Raw genomic sequence first — 15,275 nt, 5'->3', positions numbered from 1 at the left:
GCTATTCGCCCTCGGTGTGCTCGAGCAGGCCGCCGTGGATCTCGCGCAGGGCGATGGACAGCGGCTTCTCGCGCGGGCCCGGCTCGACCAGCGGGCCGACGTACTCCAGCAGGCCTTCACCGAGCTGGGCGTAGTAGTCGTTGATCTGACGGGCGCGCTTGGCCGCGTAGATCGCCAGCGCGTACTTGGAGCTGACCTTCTCGAGCAGGTCGTCGATCGGCGGGTTGGTGATGCCTTCGAGTTCCTCGCCATAGGCACCCAGCGTCGTGGTCACTCGTCACTGCTCCAGTCATTAAGCGGTTCGGCGGTGTCGCCGGTAATCAAGTTTAGCAACTGCTCGGCGGCGGTCCGCAGGTCGGCGTTCACCACCCTGGCGTCGAACTCGCCGGCGGCGGCGAGTTCGCGTTCCGCTTCGGCGAGCCTGGCGCGGACCGCGCCCTCGTGCTCGGTGCCACGACCGGTCAGCCTGCCGACCAGCTCGTCCCAGGACGGCGGCATCAGCATCACCAGCCGCGCCTCGGGCATCGCCGCCCGCACCTGCCTGGCGCCCTGCAGCTCGATCTCGAGCACGGCGGGCCGGCCGGCCGCGATGGCCGCTTCGACCGGACCGCGGGGGGTGCCGTAGCAGTTACCCGCGAACTCCGCGTACTCGAGCAGTTCGCCGTCGGCCACCAGCTTGTCGAAGGCGGGCCGGTCGACGAAGTGGTAGTGCACGCCATCGATCTCACCGGGCCGGGGTGCCCTGGTGGTCACCGAGACGCTGAAGTAGATGTCCGGCTCAAGCCGCCGGAGCTCGCCGACGACGCTGGACTTGCCGACGCCGGACGGGCCCGATACGACGGTGAGCCGGTGCTGGGCGCGTGCGCCCAGCACCGGCTCACCGTGAACTCCTCGGCCGGCCGCTGCCGAACCGTCGTGTCCGGTGTCGCTCACTCGCCGCTGAACTCGGCGAGCAGCGCCTTGCGCTGCCGGTCACCGAGGCCGCGCAGCCGGCGGCTCGGTGCGATTTCCAGGCGCTCCATGGTTTGCTGGGCGCGCACCTTGCCGACGCCGGGAAGTGCCTCGAGCAGAGCGGAAACCTTCATCTTGCCGAGGACCTCGTCCTCGTCGGCCTGCTTCAGCACGTCGGTCAGGGTGGTGCCGCCTCGCTTCAGGCGCTCTTTCAGCTCGGCACGGGCACGACGAGCGGCGGCGGCCTTCTCCAGCGCTGCCTTACGCTGTTCGTCGGTCAGCTGGGGAAGTGCCACGTTTTCCTCCGTAGTACTCAACTTCTGGGTGGGTGACGCGACGGTACCCACCCCCGAAATCGGCCACAATGCGGGGTAGGCGGTCATTACGTTTTGCGCCGCCTGGTATTGCCCCCCAAGGGACATACCCCGGCACGCTGTGTTGAACGCTTAGTTGAAACGAGCCGGTCGGCGGTTACGGAACGCAGTCGATATCACCCATAGGATGCAGTCGATCACGTTCAGTGTACACGCCTGGTCGTTCCCTAGGCCGCACAGGGAAAAACCGGCGATTTCAGCCATTCAGCGATTCGCGCGTGCGCCGCACGGCGTCGCGCAGAGCGACCGGGTCTGGGCCGTGCCGCAGGATGTCCCTGGACGAGGCCGGCAGCACGTTGCGCAGGTCCGTCCCGAAAACCCGGCGGAGATCGGCCACAGTGGCCCCCTGCGCCCCGAAACCCGGCGCCAGGATCGGGCCGTTCAGCGCACCGAGGTCCAGCTCTCCGGCGGGCACCGTGGCCCCGACCACCACGCCGACATGACCGGCGGGGCGCGCACCGCTGTTGGCATCACCCGCTGCATCCACAATGGACTGTGCGACGGTTTTTCCGTTGGGCAGCAAGGCGTTCTGCAACTCCTGACTTTCCGGGTTCGAGGTGCGGGCGAGCACGAACACGCCGCGGCCCTGCGCCTCCGCGGTCTTCAGCGCGGGCGTGAGCGAGCCGAACCCGAGGTAGGGCGACACGGTTATCGCGTCCGCGGCCAGCGCCGCGGACGCACCGAGATAAGCCTCGGTGTAGGCGCCCATGGTGGACCCGATGTCGCCGCGTTTGACGTCCAGCAGCACCAGCGTGCCCGCCTCGCGCGCGTACTCCAGCACCCGCGCCAGCACCGAGATCCCGGCGGCGCCGAACGCCTCGAAAAAGGCCGACTGCGGCTTCACCACGGCCACCTCGGGTGCCAGCACCTCGATCGCGGTCAGCGCGAAACGTTCCAGCCCGCCAGCGTCCACCGGCAGGCCCCATGCCTCCAGCAGCCCCGGATGCGGGTCGATCCCGGCGCACAACGCCCCGCGCTCCGCCACCTTCTCCGTCAGCCTCGCCCCAAACCCCGCACTCATCCTCACCACTCCCCTTCCCTAGTCACATGCCGTGAAGGGCACCTTCCCTACCTTGTACGTAGGGAAGGTGCCCTTCACGGACAAACCGAACTGCCTAGCTCTTGGCGCGGAGGGCGGCCTGAAGCTCCTGGAGGGAGCGCACGCCGATATCACCCCGGATGAGCGCCTCGATCCCGTGCACGGCCGCGGCGGCGCCCTGGATGGTGGTCACACAAGGGATGTCCCTTGACACCGCCGCGGTGCGGATCTCGTAGCCGTCCACCCGGGGCCCGCTGTTCCCGTACGGGGTGTTGATCACCATGTCCACCTCGCCGGCCAGGATCAGCTCGACGATGTTGGGGCCGGTGATCTCCGGGCGCCCCGCGACGGCCGACTCCGAGTGCTTGCGCACCACCCGGCAGGCGATGCCGTTGCGGCGCAGCACCTCGCCGGTACCGGAACTGGCCAGTATCTCGAAGCCGAGGTCCGCCAGCCGCTTCACCGGGAAGACCAGGGAGCGCTTGTCCCGGTTGGCCACCGACACGAACACCCGGCCCGCGGTGGGCAGCGAGCCGTAGGCGGCGCTCTGCGACTTGGCGAAGGCCTTGCCGAAGGAGACGTCCACGCCCATCACCTCGCCGGTGGACTTCATCTCGGGGCCGAGCAGCGAGTCCACCCCGTGCCCTTCCGGGGTGCGGAACCGGTGGAACGGCAGCACCGCCTCCTTGACCGCCACCGGCGAGTCCGCCGGCAGGTCGCCGCCGTCGCCCTCGGCCTGCAACATGCCCTCGGCCCGCAGGTCCTTGACGGTGGAGCCGGTCATGATCAGCGACGCCGCCTTGGCCAGCGGGACCGCGGTGGCCTTCGAGACGAACGGCACCGTGCGGCTCGCCCTCGGGTTGGCCTCCAGCACGTAGAGCACGTCGTCCTTGAGCGCGTACTGCACGTTGAGCAGCCCGCGCACGCCGACCCCGCGCGCGATCGCCTCGGTGGAACGGCGGACCGCGTCCAGGTCGGTCCGGCCCAGCGTGATCGGCGGCAGCGCGCAGGAGGAGTCGCCGGAGTGGATGCCGGCCTCCTCGATGTGCTCCATCACGCCGCCGAGGTAGAGCTCCTCGCCGTCGTAGAGCGCGTCCACGTCGATCTCGATGGCGTCGTCGAGGAACCGGTCGACCAGCACCGGGTGCTCCGGGGTGACCTCGGTGGCCCGCCGGATGTAGCCGGCCAACGACTGCTCGTCGTACACGATCTCCATGCCGCGCCCGCCGAGCACGTAGGACGGGCGCACCAGCACCGGGTAGCCGATCTCGTCGGCGATCCGCTTGGCGCCCTCGAACGAGGTCGCGGTGCCGTACTTGGGCGCGGGCAGGCCGGCCTCGCGCAGCACCTCACCAAACGCGCCCCGGTCCTCAGCCAGGTGGATCGCCTCCGGGGACGTGCCGACCACCGGCACTCCGGCGTCCGCCAGCCGCTGCGCCAGCCCCAGCGGGGTCTGCCCGCCGAGCTGCACGATGACCCCGGCGACGGTGCCGGAGACCTGCTCGGCGTGCACCACCTCCAGCACGTCCTCGAAGCTCAGCGGCTCGAAGTACAGCCGGTCCGAGGTGTCGTAGTCGGTGGACACCGTCTCCGGGTTGCAGTTGACCATCACCGCCTCGAACCCGGCGTCGCGCAACGCGATCGCCGCGTGCACGCAGGAGTAGTCGAACTCGATGCCCTGGCCGATCCGGTTCGGCCCGGAACCGAGGATGAGCACCTTCGGCCGGTCCGGCTGCGGGGCGACCTCGGATTCAGCCGCCGGATCGGACTCGTAGGCCGAGTAGTGGTACGGGGTCTTCGCGGCGAACTCCGCGGCACAGGTGTCCACCGTCTTGAACACCGGCCGGACGCCGAGCCGGTGCCGCAGCGCGCGCACCCCGTCCTCACCGGCCAGTTCCGGGCGCAGCGAGGCGATCTGCCGGTCGGACAGCCCGTTGCGCTTGGCCCAGCGCAGCAGCGCGCCGTCCAACACCGGCGCGTCCCGCACCTCGGCACCCACCTCGCCGATCAGCGCGATCTGGTCGATGAACCACGGATCGATCCCGCTGGCCTCGTGCACCTGCTCGACGGTGCCGCCGAGCCGCAGCGCCCGCTCGACCGCGTAGAGCCTGCCGTCGTGCGCGACGGCCAGCTCGGCCAGGGTGGACTCCAGGGTGGCGCCTTCGGGATCCGGCACGGTCCAGAACCCGGTGGCCTTGGTGTCGATCGAGCGCATCGCCTTGCCCAGCGCCTCGACGAAGCTGCGGCCCATCGACATGGCCTCGCCCACGCTCTTCATCGTGGTGGTCAGCGTCGGGTCCGCGCCGGGGAACTTCTCGAAGGCGAACCGCGGCACCTTGACCACCACGTAGTCCAGCGTCGGCTCGAAGGACGCCGGGGTCTCGCCGGTGATGTCGTTGCGGATCTCGTCCAGGGTGTAGCCGATGGCCAACTTCGCGGCGATCTTGGCGATCGGGAACCCGGTTGCCTTGGACGCCAGCGCGCTGGACCGGGACACCCGCGGGTTCATCTCGATCACGACCATCCGGCCGTCGCGCGGGTTGATCGCGAACTGGATGTTGCAGCCGCCGGTGTCCACGCCCACCTCGCGCAGCACGTCGATGCCGACGTCGCGCATGTGCTGGTACTCGCGGTCGGTCAGCGTCATCGCCGGTGCGACGGTCACCGAGTCGCCGGTGTGCACGCCCATCGCGTCGATGTTCTCGATCGAGCAGACCACCACCACGTTGTCGTGCCGGTCGCGCATCAGCTCGAGCTCGTACTCCTTCCAGCCGAGCACGCTCTCCTCGATCAGCACCTCGGTGACCGGGCTCTCCTCCAGCCCGACCGAGGCCAGCCGCTCCAGCTGCTCGGTGGTGTGCGCCATCCCGGAGCCGAGCCCGCCCATGGTGAACGACGGCCGGATGACCACCGGCAGGCCGAGCTCGGCCACCGTGGCCCGCACCTCGTCCATCGTGTTGCACACCGCGCTGCGCGGCACCTCCGCGCCGACCTGGCGGACGATGTCCTTGAACTTCTGCCGGTCCTCACCGCGCTGGATGGCGTCGATGTCCGCGCCGATCAGCTCCACGCCGTACTTCTCCAGCACCCCGCGCTCGTGCAGGGCCACCGCGCAGTTCAGCGCGGTCTGCCCGCCGAGGGTGGCGAGCAGGGCGTCGACCGGGCGGCCACGGTCCTTCTCGGTGGCGATGACCTTCTCCACGAAGTCCGGGGTCACCGGTTCGATGTAGGTGGCGTCCGCGAACTCCGGGTCGGTCATGATCGTGGCCGGGTTGGAGTTGACCAGGCTGACCCGCAGCCCCTCCTCCCGCAGCACCCGGCAGGCCTGGGTGCCCGAGTAGTCGAACTCGGCGGCCTGGCCGATCACGATCGGCCCGGAGCCGATCACGAGCACGTGCTCGATGTCAGTCCTCTTCGGCATCAGGCTTTCTCCATCAACTGGACGAACTCGTCGAAAAGCGGCGCCGCGTCGTGCGGACCGGCGGCCGCCTCGGGGTGGTACTGCACGGAGAACGCCGGCACGTCCGAGCAGCGGACGCCCTCGACCGTGTCGTCGTTCGGGCAGTAGTGGCTGATCTGCGCGGCGCCGAAGGGCGAGTCGAAACGCTGCCCCGGTTCGCCTTCCAGCGCGAAACCGTGGTTCTGCGCGGTGATCGCCACCCGGCCGGTGGCCACGTCGATCACCGGGATGTTGATGCCGCGGTGCCCGTAGCGCATCTTGTAGGTGCCCAGCCCCAGCGCGCGGCCGAGGATCTGGTTGCCGAAGCAGATGCCGAACAGCGGGATCCGCCGCTCGAGCACCTGCTCGGTCAGCGCGATCGCCGCGTCCTGGGTCGCCGGGTCGCCCGGCCCGTTGGACAGGAACACCCCGTCCGGTTCGACCGCGAGGATCTCGTCCATGCCGCTGTGCACCGGCAGCACGTGCACCTCGATCCCCCGCTCGCTCAGCAGCCGCGGGGTGTTCGCCTTGATGCCGAGGTCGAGCGCGGCCACCCGGAACCGCCGCTCCCCGCGCGCACCGACCACATAGGACTGTTCGGTGCTGACCTCGCCCGCCAGGTTCGCGCCTTTCATCGGCGGCGCGGCCAGCACCTCGGCGACCATCGCGTCGTCGGCGGCGACGGCCTCGCCGGAGAACACCCCGGCCCGCATCGCGCCGTGCTCGCGGATGTGCCGGGTCAGCGTGCGGGTGTCCACATCGGAGATCCCGACCACGCCCTGGCTGCGCAGCTCGTCGTCGAGCCCGCGCCGCGAGCGCCAGTTGGACGGGGTGCGCGCGGGATCGCGCACCACGTAGCCGGACACCCAGATCCGCGCCGACTCGTCGTCCTCGTCGTTCCAGCCGGTGTTGCCGATCTGCGGCGCGGTCTGCACCACGATCTGGCGATGGTAGGACGGGTCGGTGAGGGTCTCCTGGTAGCCGGTCATCCCGGTGCAGAACACCACCTCGCCGAGCGTCCTGCCCTGCGCGCCGTAGGCGGCGCCGCGGAACACGCGGCCGTCCTCGAGTACCAGCGCGGCCGGCACCCGGCCGTTCGTGCCAACCGGACTCATGTCTGGGCACCTCCCTTGATCTCGTCGCCATTGGGCTGCCGGGGCGCGATCGCCCGCAGGCTTTCCAGCCACTGCGGGTACACACCGAGCTCGTCGCCGCGGAAACCGGTGTCCAGCAGCACATCGCCGAGGCGCCAGGTGATGATCAGCAGGCTGTCCGTGCCCATCACCTTCCCCGCGATCGCCCTGTCCTTGCGAACCTCCACAATGGACTCCGCCGGAATCCAGAAGTCCGGCGCGCCGACCCGCCGCACGTCCAGCCCGCCCGGGTAGACCCGCCAGGTGGCCGAAGTGCGCAGGCCCGCTCCCCTGGTCACGATCCGGTCCTGCCACTGCCTGGCCCGGGTGGTGCTCACGTAGAGCCCCTCCGCAGCGGGCAGCAGCGGCTCACCGACATCTTCTGGAGCCGTCGGGAACGGTGGCACCTGCACGCTCTGCGAGCGCGCCTTGCGGCGCCAGCCCAGCCACATGCCCCAGGCGCAGAGCAGGAAGAAGACCACCACCGCCAGCGTCAGCAACAACCGATCCATTAGCGGATTCTCCCTTCCTGGGCGGTGATCCGGCCGCGCAACATGGTGGCGGTCACCGAGCCGGGCAGCCGCATTCCCTCATACGGGGTGTTCGCGGCGATGCTGGCCAGCTCGGCGCCGCGCACCGTCCACTCCGCGTCCGCGTCGATCAGCACCAGGTTCGCCGGCTCGCCTGCCGCCAGCGGCCTGCCCTGGTCCGGCAGCCCGGCGATCTCGGCCGGCCGCTCGCTCATCACCCGCGCGACCCCGCGCCAGTCCAGCAGCCCAGGGCGCACCATGGTCTGCACCACAATGGACAGCGCGGTCTGCAGCCCGAGCATGCCGGGCTTGGCCGCGGCCCACTCGCAGTCCTTGTCCTGCACCGCGTGCGGCGCGTGGTCGGTGGCCACGCAGTCGAGCACGCCCTCGGCCAGTGCCGCGCGCAGCCGCTCGCCGTCCGCGCCGGTGCGCAGCGGCGGGTTCACCTTGTTCACCGGGTCGTAGCTCGCCAGCCGCTCGTCGGTGAGCAGCAGATGGTGCGGGGTCACCTCGGCGGACACCTGGGTGCCGCGCTCCTTGGCCCAGCGCAGCACGTCCACGGTGCCCGCGGTGGACACGTGGCAGATGTGCAGGCGGGCACCGGCGTGCCGGGCGAGCAGGCAGTCACGGGCCACAATGGACTCCTCGGCGGCGGCGGGCCAGCCGGTGTAGCCCAGCCGCGCGGCCCGCTCCCCCTCGTGCGCCTGCGCGCCGACGGTCAGCCTCGGCTCCTCGGCGTGCTGCGCGATCACCACGCCCAGCGAGGTCGAGTACTCCAGCGCCCGGCGCATCAGCAGCGGGTCGGCCACGCAGCGGCCGTCGTCGGAGAACAACCGGACCGCGGCCTCGGACGCGGCCATGGTGCCGAGCTCGGCCAGCTTCGCGCCGTCCAGGCCCACCGTCACCGCGCCAACCGGGTGCACGTCCACCAGCCCGGCCGCGCGCCCGCGCCGCCAGACGTGCTCGACCACCACCGCGTTGTCCGCGACCGGGTCGGTGTTGGCCATCGCGAAGACCGCGGTGTAGCCGCCGAGCGCAGCCGCCGCGGACCCGCTGGCGATGGTCTCGGTGTCCTCACGGCCGGGTTCCCGAAGATGCGTGTGCAGATCGACGAACCCGGGCAGCAGCACCTGGCCCCGCGCCTCGATCAGCTCGGCGCCCGACGGCGCCCGCACGGTGCCGACCTCGGCCAGCACCCCATCCGCGACCAGTACGTCGACCGGCTCCCCTTCGCCGTACAACCGGGCACCCTTGATCAGTACCGGGTCGCTCAAAGCGCGTCTCCTTCTCCAGCGAGTAAGTGATACAAGACAGCCATCCGGACGTGCACCCCGTTGCGGACCTGCTCGGTGATCGCCGAGGCCGGCGCGTCCGCGACCGCGGAGGCGATCTCCATGCCGCGCAGCATCGGGCCGGGATGCAGCACCACCGCGTGCTCGGGCAGCAGCTTCAGCCGCGCCTCGCTCAGCCCGTAGGCGATCGAGTACTCGCGGGCGGACGGGAAGAAACCGCCGTGCATCCGCTCGGCCTGCACCCGCAGCATCATCACCGCGTCCAGCGCCGGCAGCTCGGCGTCGAGCTGGTGGGACACCGTCACCGGCAGCGTCTCCACCCCGACCGGCAGCAGCGTCGGCGGCGCGACCAGCACCACCTCGGCACCGAGCGCGGCCAGCAGATGGATGTTCGACCTTGCCACCCGGCTGTGCAGCACGTCGCCGACGATCGCGATCCGGCGGCCGTCCAGCGAGCCGAGCCGTTCCCGCAGGGTGGCCGCGTCCAGCAGCGCCTGGGTGGGGTGCTCGTGCGTGCCGTCGCCGGCGTTGACCACCGCGGTACCGGCCTCGGCCAGCCAGCCGGACAGCCGGTGCGCGGCGCCCGAGGCCGGGTGCCGGATGATCACGCAGTCCGCGCCGGCGGCGGCCAGGGTCAGCGCGGTGTCGCGCAGCGACTCGCCCTTGCCCACCGAGGAGCCGCCGGCGGACACGTTGACCACGTCCGCGCTCATCCACTTGCCGGCGATCTCGAAGGACACCCTGGTCCGGGTCGAGTTCTCGTAGAACATCGTGATCACCGTGCGGCCGCGCAGGGTGGGCAGCTTGCGCACCTGCCTGCCGAGCAGGGTGTGCTTGAGCTCGTCGGCGGTGTCCAGCACCGCGGTGGCCAACTCCGGGTCCAGGCCGTCGGTGGCGAGCAGGTGCTTCATCGGTCTCCCTCCCCGTCAGCCACACTGCTCCGCAACAGCACCGCGTCCCGGTCGTCGGTCTCGGCCAGCAGCACGGAGACCTCTTCGGCGCGCGAAGTGGGCACGTTCTTGCCCACGTAGTCGGCGCGGATCGGCAGCTCGCGGTGCCCGCGGTCGACCAGCACGGCCAGCTGCACGGCCCGCGGCCGGCCGTGGTCGCGCAGGGCGTCGAGCGCGGCCCGGATGGTCCGGCCGGAGTAGAGCACGTCATCGACCAGCACCACCAGCCGGTCGTCGATACCGCCGTGCGGCAGATGCGTCTGCTCCAGCGGCCTGGTCGGCTTCCGCCGCAGATCGTCCCGGTACAGGGTCACGTCGAGCGCGCCCGCCGGTACTTCCAGCCCGGAGAACTCGGTGATCCGCGCGGCCAGCCGGGCCGCCAGCGGCGCTCCCCTGGTAGGAATGCCGAGCAACACGGGTGGGGCAGTGCTCCCGGCGGAGCCCGCACCCAGCGCGGTCTTCTCAATGACCTGATGGGCCATTCGGGCGATGGTGCGCGCGACATCCCCGGCGGTGAGCAGCTCGCGCTCCCCAGCCGGTTCCGCCGCGCCACGAGGCTGTGGCGCCACGGTAGACCCCCTTCCCCGCCTCTCTGGACGGGTCCTTAAAGGACGTCGATATCCTGCTTGACGAGGAAATCTTTCTTAGCGTAACAGGAACTTCCGCTCAGCCTTACGGGTGGTGTGGGCGTGTTCGCCGACGCCCCGATCAATGATCTGCTTGACCTGGTGACGACAACGCGTAACCATTACTCTGAGTATTCGACTCAGGAGTCCTCCGGCGGTCATCTCGACCGACCGGGGCGAGGAAACGGAGAACAACCAGATGGGCGATTACGCCAAGGCGCTCGGGGCCAAGCTCCGCGGGATCCGCCAGCAGCAGGGCCTGTCCTTGCACGGGGTCGAGCAGAAGTCCGGCGGACGATGGAAGGCCGTCGTGGTCGGCTCCTACGAGCGCGGTGACCGGGCCGTAACCGTCCAGAAGCTGGCCGAGCTGGCGGACTTCTACGGTGTCCCGGTCGTCGAGCTGCTGCCGGAAGGCCGGGTGCCCTCGGGTGCCGAGCCCGCCACCAAGATCGTTATCAACCTGGAGCGTCTCCAGCAGCTGCCCGCGGAGAAGGTCGGGCCGCTGGCCAGGTACGCCGCCACCATCCAGAGCCAGCGTGGCGACTACAACGGCAAGGTGCTGTCCATCCGCACCGAGGACCTGCGCTCGCTCGCCATCATCTACGACATGACCCCGGGCGAGCTGACCGAACAGCTCATCGACTGGGGCGTGCTGCCCCCGGAAGCCCGCCCCTCGAAAGAGGATTAGTTTTCCGGACCGAACGCGAATGAACGGGCCGTGCCCCTGGGGGGGAGGCACGGCCCGTCCAGACGAGTCGTGGCCGGTCAGAGCACCGCGCGGAGACGGTCGGCGATGTTGCCGATCCGGCCGAGCACGCCGTTGACGAACCGCGGCGAGTCGTCCGTGGACAGCTCCTTGGCGAGGCCGACCGCCTCGTCGATCGCGACCGGGTCCGGCACGTCCGTCGCCCACAGCAGCTCGTACACGCCCACCCGGAGCACCGCCAGGTCCACCGGGGGCATCCGGTCCAGGGTCCAGCCCTGCGAGTGCTCGGCGAGCAGCTCGTCGATCCGTTCGCGCTGCGTCGTCACGCCCTCGACCAGCGAAATCGTGTAGTCGCCGATCGGGTCGACCTCGACCGCGCCCACCCGGTCGGCCAGCAGGGTGACCGGGTCGGTGAGCCGCTGGGCCGCCTCGTAGAGCATTTCCACCGCGCGTTTGCGGGCCGCGCGGCGGCCGATCGGGCCGCCGCGCTTCGACTTGTCCGGAGTTGCCGCCACGGAACTAGCTTGAGACCCGGCCGAGATACCGGCCGTCGCGGGTGTCCACCTTGACTTTTTCGCCGGTGGTGAGGAACAGCGGCACCTGGATCTCGGCGCCGGTCTCCAGGGTGGCCGGCTTGGTGCCGCCGGTGGAGCGGTCGCCCTGCAGGCCGGGGTCGGTGTGCTGGACGACCAGCTCGACCGAGGTCGGCAGCTCGACGTAGAGCGGGGTGCCCTCGTGCATGGCGACCTGCACCTCGGTGTTCTCCAGCAGGTAGCCGGCGCCGTCGCCGACGATCTCCGGCACCACGGTGATCTGGTCGAAGGTGTCCGCGTCCATGAACACGTAGTCGGTGCCGTCGTTGTACAGGTACGTCATGTTCCGGCGGTCCACGGTGGCCGTCTCGACCTTGGTGCCGGCGTTGAACGTCTTGTCCACCACCTTGCCGGAGAGCACGTGCTTGAGCGTGGTGCGCACGAAGGCGCCGCCCTTGCCCGGCTTGACGTGCTGGAAGTTCACGACGGACCAGAGCTGCCCGTCCAGGTTGAGGACCAGGCCGTTCTTCAGGTCGTTGGTGGTGGCCACGTGTGTGAGATCTCCTGTGTTTCGGCGGGACGTCGTCAGACGACCACGAGTTCTTTGCTGCTCAGGGTGAGGAGTTCGGGAGTACCGTCCCGCACGACCAGCGTGTCCTCGATGCGCACGCCACCGCGGCCGGCGAGGTAGACGCCAGGCTCGACGGTGACCGCCATACCGGCGGACAGTGTACCGGCGCCGGTCGCGGCCAGGCTGGGCGCCTCGTGCACCTGCAGGCCGACCCCGTGCCCGAGGCCGTGCGCGAACTCGGCGCCGTAGCCCGCCTCGTCGATCACGGTACGGGCCGCAGCGTCCACCTCGGTCACGTCGGCGCCCGGCGCGAGCGCGTCCCGGCCGGCCGCCTGCGAGCGCCGCACCAGCTCGTACACCTCGCGTTGCCAGTCCGCGGGCGCACCGAGCACCAGGGTGCGGGTCATGTCCGAGTGGTAGCCGTCCACGGTGGCACCGAAGTCCAGCTTGAGGAAGTCGCCGGTGGCCAGCACCGCGTCGGTCGGCCGGTGGTGCGGGATGGCCGAGTTGGTGCCGGCCGCGACGATGGACTCGAAGGACGGGCCGCTGGAGCCGTGGTCGAGCATCCGGCTCTCCAGCTCGCGCGCCACCTCCCGCTCGGTGCGGCCCGGTCGGATCCCGCCGGACTCGATCAGGTCGGCCAGTGCCCGGTCGGCCACCGCGCAGGCCCGGCGCAGCGCGTCCACCTCGACCTCGTCCTTGACCAGGCGGAGCCGTTCCACCAGGCCGGGCGCCCTGGTCAGCTCGAGCCCTTCGGCCAGGTCGTCGAGCTTCTCGAACTGCTCGACGCTGACGTGCTGGCTCTCGAAGCCGACGCGGCGGTACAGGTTCGGCAGCGCGCTGCCGTGCCGGATCATCGCCGCGGCGCTGGCCCTGTCCAGCACCCGCTTCAGATCGGGCACCTCCACGCTCGACTGGGTGGTGTAGCGGCCATCGGTGCAGAAAGCGGTGCGATCGTCCAGCTCCGCGTGCAGCAGCAGCGCGGCGTTCGAACCGGTGAACCCGGTCAGGTAGCGGATGTTGAGCAGATCGGTGACCAGCAGCGCGTCCAGGCCCGCATCGGTGAGCAGGGCCCGCAGCGCCGTGCGGCGGGCGGCATGGGTTTCAGGCACCAGGACAGCTTAATGCGCGGCGGCACACCATCTACAGTGACGGGATGCCGCCTTGGGTGCTCAGAGGAACCGGGATGGCCGTGCTGCACGCCGCGGCCGTCACCGTACTGGCCAAGATCGCCGTCTACCAGCCCGCGGACGTCGCGACCATCCGGGTCGTCACGCTCGCCCTGCTGGTCGGCGCGGCCGCGCTGTGGAGCGCGGTGGACGCCTGGCTGCGGGTGGACGACCGTGGCCGCGCCTGGTTCATCGGCGCGCTGGTCGCCGGGGTGGTCTCCGGCGTCCTGTCCGTGATAGGCCGGGCGATCTTCGTGGACCAGAGCGGGATCAGCGAGCTGTGGCCCGCGGTCACCGGTGGTGCCGCGTTCACCGCGCTGCTGGTGATGATCCCGGCCGGGCTCGGCCTGCTGGTCGGCTCCAGGCTTCAGCAGCCCAAGAACCGTGGGATGGCGAACGACGACCTGCCCGATCACCGACCGAGCGGCAGCCCGGCCGGGTAGGTCGTCCACTGCTGCTCGGTCACCGGCTCCACCTTGGAGCCGTTCAGCTCGGCGAGACCGGTCGGGCGGACCGGCCACAGCCTGCCGTCGTCGAGCAGCAGCCCCACCCCCGGTCCCGGCGCGCGCAGGGCGCGGGTCTCCGCGGGGAGCCTGGCCGCCACCGGCAGCCAGTCCAGCGCCGGCAGCCGCCGGTCCAGCACCCTGGTGGCCAATGCGGCCGCGACCGAGCGGCGGTCCACCCGGATCACCTTGCCGCCGGTGACCAGGTCCATGGTGCGCACCGGGGACGGCATGGCGAACCCGTCCAGCACGGCCAGTGCCCGCTCGGCGGTGCCGCAGGCGTTCAGGCCGTGCACGTCGATCCCGAAGTGGCGCAGGTCGGTCGGCGCGTTCGCGCCGCCGATCACGGTGGCCCGCACCAGATCCAGCGGCACCCGGCCGCAGGGGTCCGAAACCGAGATCGGCGCGTGCCCGTCCGCCTGGCGAACCAGCCCAGGGCCCTCCTGCCACGGGCCGGGCACCACGACCGGCCGGTAGGGGTTCGCGGTGAAGCCGCGGTTCCAGAAGGTGAGGGTGGTGCCTTCCTGGGTCTCGTGCGCGATGGCGAACGCGTTCAGCGCCGCCACCCAGGTCAGATCCGCGCTGAACGCGTCGACCAAGGACCTGGACCTCGCCGCGCTGGCGTTCGGAACCGGGATGAAACCCTTGTCCCCCAACGCTTCCACTCCAGTCGCGAAGGCGGGATCCTTGGCACGGACCAGGAACTGGCCCGCGCCGTTCCAGCCGGCCGCCGCGCCCGTGGTGTCGGTGAACATCAGGTAGAACCAGCCGTCCAGGTGCACCACGGCGGGCTGACCGGCGCCGTAGGCGTTCGCCCGGTGCGTGTCGTGCGCCGGGTTCAGGATCGGGGCGCCGCCGTTGGCCCTGGACCAGTTGACCCCGTCGGTACTGGTGGCCAGCCCGATCGAGTTGCCGAGCGCGTGGTCGCCCGCGGCTCCGGTGTAGTACAGGTAGTAGGTGCCGTCCACCCGGATCACCGAGGGATCGCAGACGTGCATGGCATCAAAACCACCGGAGCTACCGGAGAACACCGCGCGTGGCGCCCCGCCACCCTGACCGGTGAACGGGCCGTCGGCCGTGGCCGCCTCGCCGTAGAGGATGTCGTCCCCCGGCGGTGGCGCGCCGCCGTACTGGCTGCACCACCACATCCGGGTCTGGCCGCCGTCCAGCATCACCGTGGGGCCGTAGTTGTACGGGGCACCGGGCCCGCCGGCCGCGACCGTGCCGCCGCTCTGGCGGCCGGCGTCCACCTGGAGTTGCTGGTCCACCGGTTCCGGGGCCCGCGGCGCGTCCCCGCCCACCGGACCGGGCCGGCCGGCACCCTCGGCCATCGGCTGGGTGTCCGCACTGCAGCCGGCGAGTACGGCGGCACCGAGGGCCGCGACCAGCGCGGTACCCAGCAGCCGTTCGGGGCGGAAGCCGCGCATGCGCTCGATGCCCTCCCTCTCCCGGCCCGGCA

Annotated in this window: 16 protein-coding genes; 2 read left to right on the top strand and 14 right to left on the bottom strand. The window is 70.8% G+C overall.

The features are described from left to right. Window position 1 precedes the first annotated feature (1 nt). The 10 genes from rpoZ to pyrR form a co-directional block, all read right to left on the bottom strand. A complete protein-coding gene (gene rpoZ / locus AMYNI_RS0134540) occupies window positions 2–274 on the bottom strand; it encodes a DNA-directed RNA polymerase subunit omega (RefSeq protein ID WP_020672681.1) in 273 nt (90 codons plus the stop codon). Then, entirely contained in the window at window positions 271–933 is a 663-nt protein-coding gene (gmk, locus tag AMYNI_RS0134535) for a guanylate kinase (protein WP_026361296.1), read from the bottom strand. Before gmk ends, rpoZ begins: the two co-directional genes overlap by 4 nt. After that, entirely contained in the window at window positions 930–1,247 is a 318-nt protein-coding gene (gene mihF, locus AMYNI_RS0134530) for an integration host factor, actinobacterial type (protein WP_020672679.1), read from the bottom strand. The genes gmk and mihF overlap by 4 nt, the downstream gene beginning before the upstream one ends. A 274-nt stretch (window positions 1,248–1,521) precedes the next feature. Next, window positions 1,522–2,346 carry an orotidine-5'-phosphate decarboxylase gene (gene pyrF / locus AMYNI_RS0134525; protein ID WP_026361295.1) on the bottom strand — a complete coding sequence of 275 codons (825 nt, stop codon included), beginning with the start codon at window positions 2,344–2,346 and terminating at the stop codon, window positions 1,522–1,524. A gap of 94 nt (window positions 2,347–2,440) precedes the next feature. After that, window positions 2,441–5,785 carry a carbamoyl-phosphate synthase large subunit gene (gene carB, locus AMYNI_RS0134520; protein WP_020672677.1) on the bottom strand — a complete coding sequence of 1,115 codons (3,345 nt, stop codon included), beginning with the start codon at window positions 5,783–5,785 and terminating at the stop codon, window positions 2,441–2,443. After that, window positions 5,785–6,918: a glutamine-hydrolyzing carbamoyl-phosphate synthase small subunit gene (gene carA / locus AMYNI_RS0134515; RefSeq protein WP_020672676.1), complete on the bottom strand. Its 1,134-nt coding sequence runs from the start codon at window positions 6,916–6,918 to the stop codon at window positions 5,785–5,787. Before carA ends, carB begins: the two co-directional genes overlap by 1 nt. Next, window positions 6,915–7,448, bottom strand: coding sequence for a PH-like domain-containing protein (locus tag AMYNI_RS0134510; protein ID WP_020672675.1), 534 nt, complete (start codon window positions 7,446–7,448; stop codon window positions 6,915–6,917). The genes carA and AMYNI_RS0134510 overlap by 4 nt, the downstream gene beginning before the upstream one ends. Beyond that, window positions 7,448–8,740 (bottom strand): dihydroorotase, encoded by a 1,293-nt coding sequence (locus tag AMYNI_RS0134505; protein WP_020672674.1) that lies wholly within the window; start codon window positions 8,738–8,740, stop codon window positions 7,448–7,450. Before AMYNI_RS0134505 ends, AMYNI_RS0134510 begins: the two co-directional genes overlap by 1 nt. After that, window positions 8,737–9,669: an aspartate carbamoyltransferase catalytic subunit gene (locus AMYNI_RS0134500; protein ID WP_020672673.1), complete on the bottom strand. Its 933-nt coding sequence runs from the start codon at window positions 9,667–9,669 to the stop codon at window positions 8,737–8,739. The genes AMYNI_RS0134505 and AMYNI_RS0134500 overlap by 4 nt, the downstream gene beginning before the upstream one ends. Further along, window positions 9,666–10,277 (bottom strand): bifunctional pyr operon transcriptional regulator/uracil phosphoribosyltransferase PyrR, encoded by a 612-nt coding sequence (gene pyrR, locus AMYNI_RS0134495; protein WP_026361294.1) that lies wholly within the window; start codon window positions 10,275–10,277, stop codon window positions 9,666–9,668. Before pyrR ends, AMYNI_RS0134500 begins: the two co-directional genes overlap by 4 nt. Window positions 10,278–10,533: 256 nt before the next feature. Between pyrR and bldD the strand changes: the two genes are divergently transcribed. Continuing rightward, complete coding sequence (gene bldD, locus AMYNI_RS0134490) at window positions 10,534–11,022, top strand: transcriptional regulator BldD (RefSeq protein WP_003096372.1); 489 nt, start codon at window positions 10,534–10,536, stop codon at window positions 11,020–11,022. A gap of 77 nt (window positions 11,023–11,099) precedes the next feature. Here bldD and nusB read toward each other — a convergent pair whose 3' ends face one another. Genes nusB through AMYNI_RS0134475 form a run of 3 tightly spaced genes read right to left on the bottom strand, consistent with a single transcriptional unit; the run spans window position 11,100 to window position 13,256 of the window. Next, window positions 11,100–11,555, bottom strand: coding sequence for a transcription antitermination factor NusB (nusB, locus tag AMYNI_RS0134485; protein WP_020672671.1), 456 nt, complete (start codon window positions 11,553–11,555; stop codon window positions 11,100–11,102). Window positions 11,556–11,559: 4 nt separating this feature from the next. Next, window positions 11,560–12,123 (bottom strand): elongation factor P, encoded by a 564-nt coding sequence (gene efp / locus AMYNI_RS0134480; protein ID WP_020672670.1) that lies wholly within the window; start codon window positions 12,121–12,123, stop codon window positions 11,560–11,562. A gap of 35 nt (window positions 12,124–12,158) precedes the next feature. Next, window positions 12,159–13,256 (bottom strand): M24 family metallopeptidase, encoded by a 1,098-nt coding sequence (locus AMYNI_RS0134475; protein ID WP_020672669.1) that lies wholly within the window; start codon window positions 13,254–13,256, stop codon window positions 12,159–12,161. Between the two features lie 74 nt (window positions 13,257–13,330). On the opposite strand from AMYNI_RS0134475, the gene AMYNI_RS0134470 reads away from it, so the two are divergent. Beyond that, complete coding sequence (locus AMYNI_RS0134470; protein ID WP_020672668.1) at window positions 13,331–13,756, top strand: hypothetical protein; 426 nt, start codon at window positions 13,331–13,333, stop codon at window positions 13,754–13,756. On the opposite strand, the gene AMYNI_RS0134465 is transcribed toward AMYNI_RS0134470, so the two are convergent. Next, window positions 13,726–15,243 carry a glycoside hydrolase family protein gene (locus AMYNI_RS0134465; protein WP_211225663.1) on the bottom strand — a complete coding sequence of 506 codons (1,518 nt, stop codon included), beginning with the start codon at window positions 15,241–15,243 and terminating at the stop codon, window positions 13,726–13,728. The genes AMYNI_RS0134470 and AMYNI_RS0134465 overlap by 31 nt on opposite strands. Window positions 15,244–15,275: the final 32 nt, after the last annotated feature.

It is taken from the genome of Amycolatopsis nigrescens CSC17Ta-90, from assembly GCF_000384315.1.
In the GTDB taxonomy this organism is placed as follows: Bacteria; Actinomycetota; Actinomycetes; order Mycobacteriales; family Pseudonocardiaceae; genus Amycolatopsis; species Amycolatopsis nigrescens.
Note: the sequence above shows the minus strand (reverse complement) of the source record. Positions and strands in the feature narration are given on the sequence as shown.

Bases quoted from the DNA above. Each gene is read 5' to 3' on its own strand.
- AMYNI_RS0134510 (WP_020672675.1), bottom strand. From the start codon at position 7,448: ATGGATCGGTTGTTGCTGACGCTGGCGGTGGTGGTCTTCTTCCTGCTC.
- carB (WP_020672677.1), bottom strand. From the start codon at position 5,785: ATGCCGAAGAGGACTGACATCGAGCACGTGCTCGTGATCGGCTCCGGG.
- pyrF (WP_026361295.1), bottom strand. From the start codon at position 2,346: ATGAGTGCGGGGTTTGGGGCGAGGCTGACGGAGAAGGTGGCGGAGCGC.
- bldD (WP_003096372.1), top strand. From the start codon at position 10,534: ATGGGCGATTACGCCAAGGCGCTCGGGGCCAAGCTCCGCGGGATCCGC.
- carA (WP_020672676.1), bottom strand. From the start codon at position 6,918: ATGAGTCCGGTTGGCACGAACGGCCGGGTGCCGGCCGCGCTGGTACTC.
- AMYNI_RS0134470 (WP_020672668.1), top strand. From the start codon at position 13,331: ATGGCCGTGCTGCACGCCGCGGCCGTCACCGTACTGGCCAAGATCGCC.
- AMYNI_RS0134465 (WP_211225663.1), bottom strand. From the start codon at position 15,243: ATGCGCGGCTTCCGCCCCGAACGGCTGCTGGGTACCGCGCTGGTCGCG.
- AMYNI_RS0134500 (WP_020672673.1), bottom strand. From the start codon at position 9,669: ATGAAGCACCTGCTCGCCACCGACGGCCTGGACCCGGAGTTGGCCACC.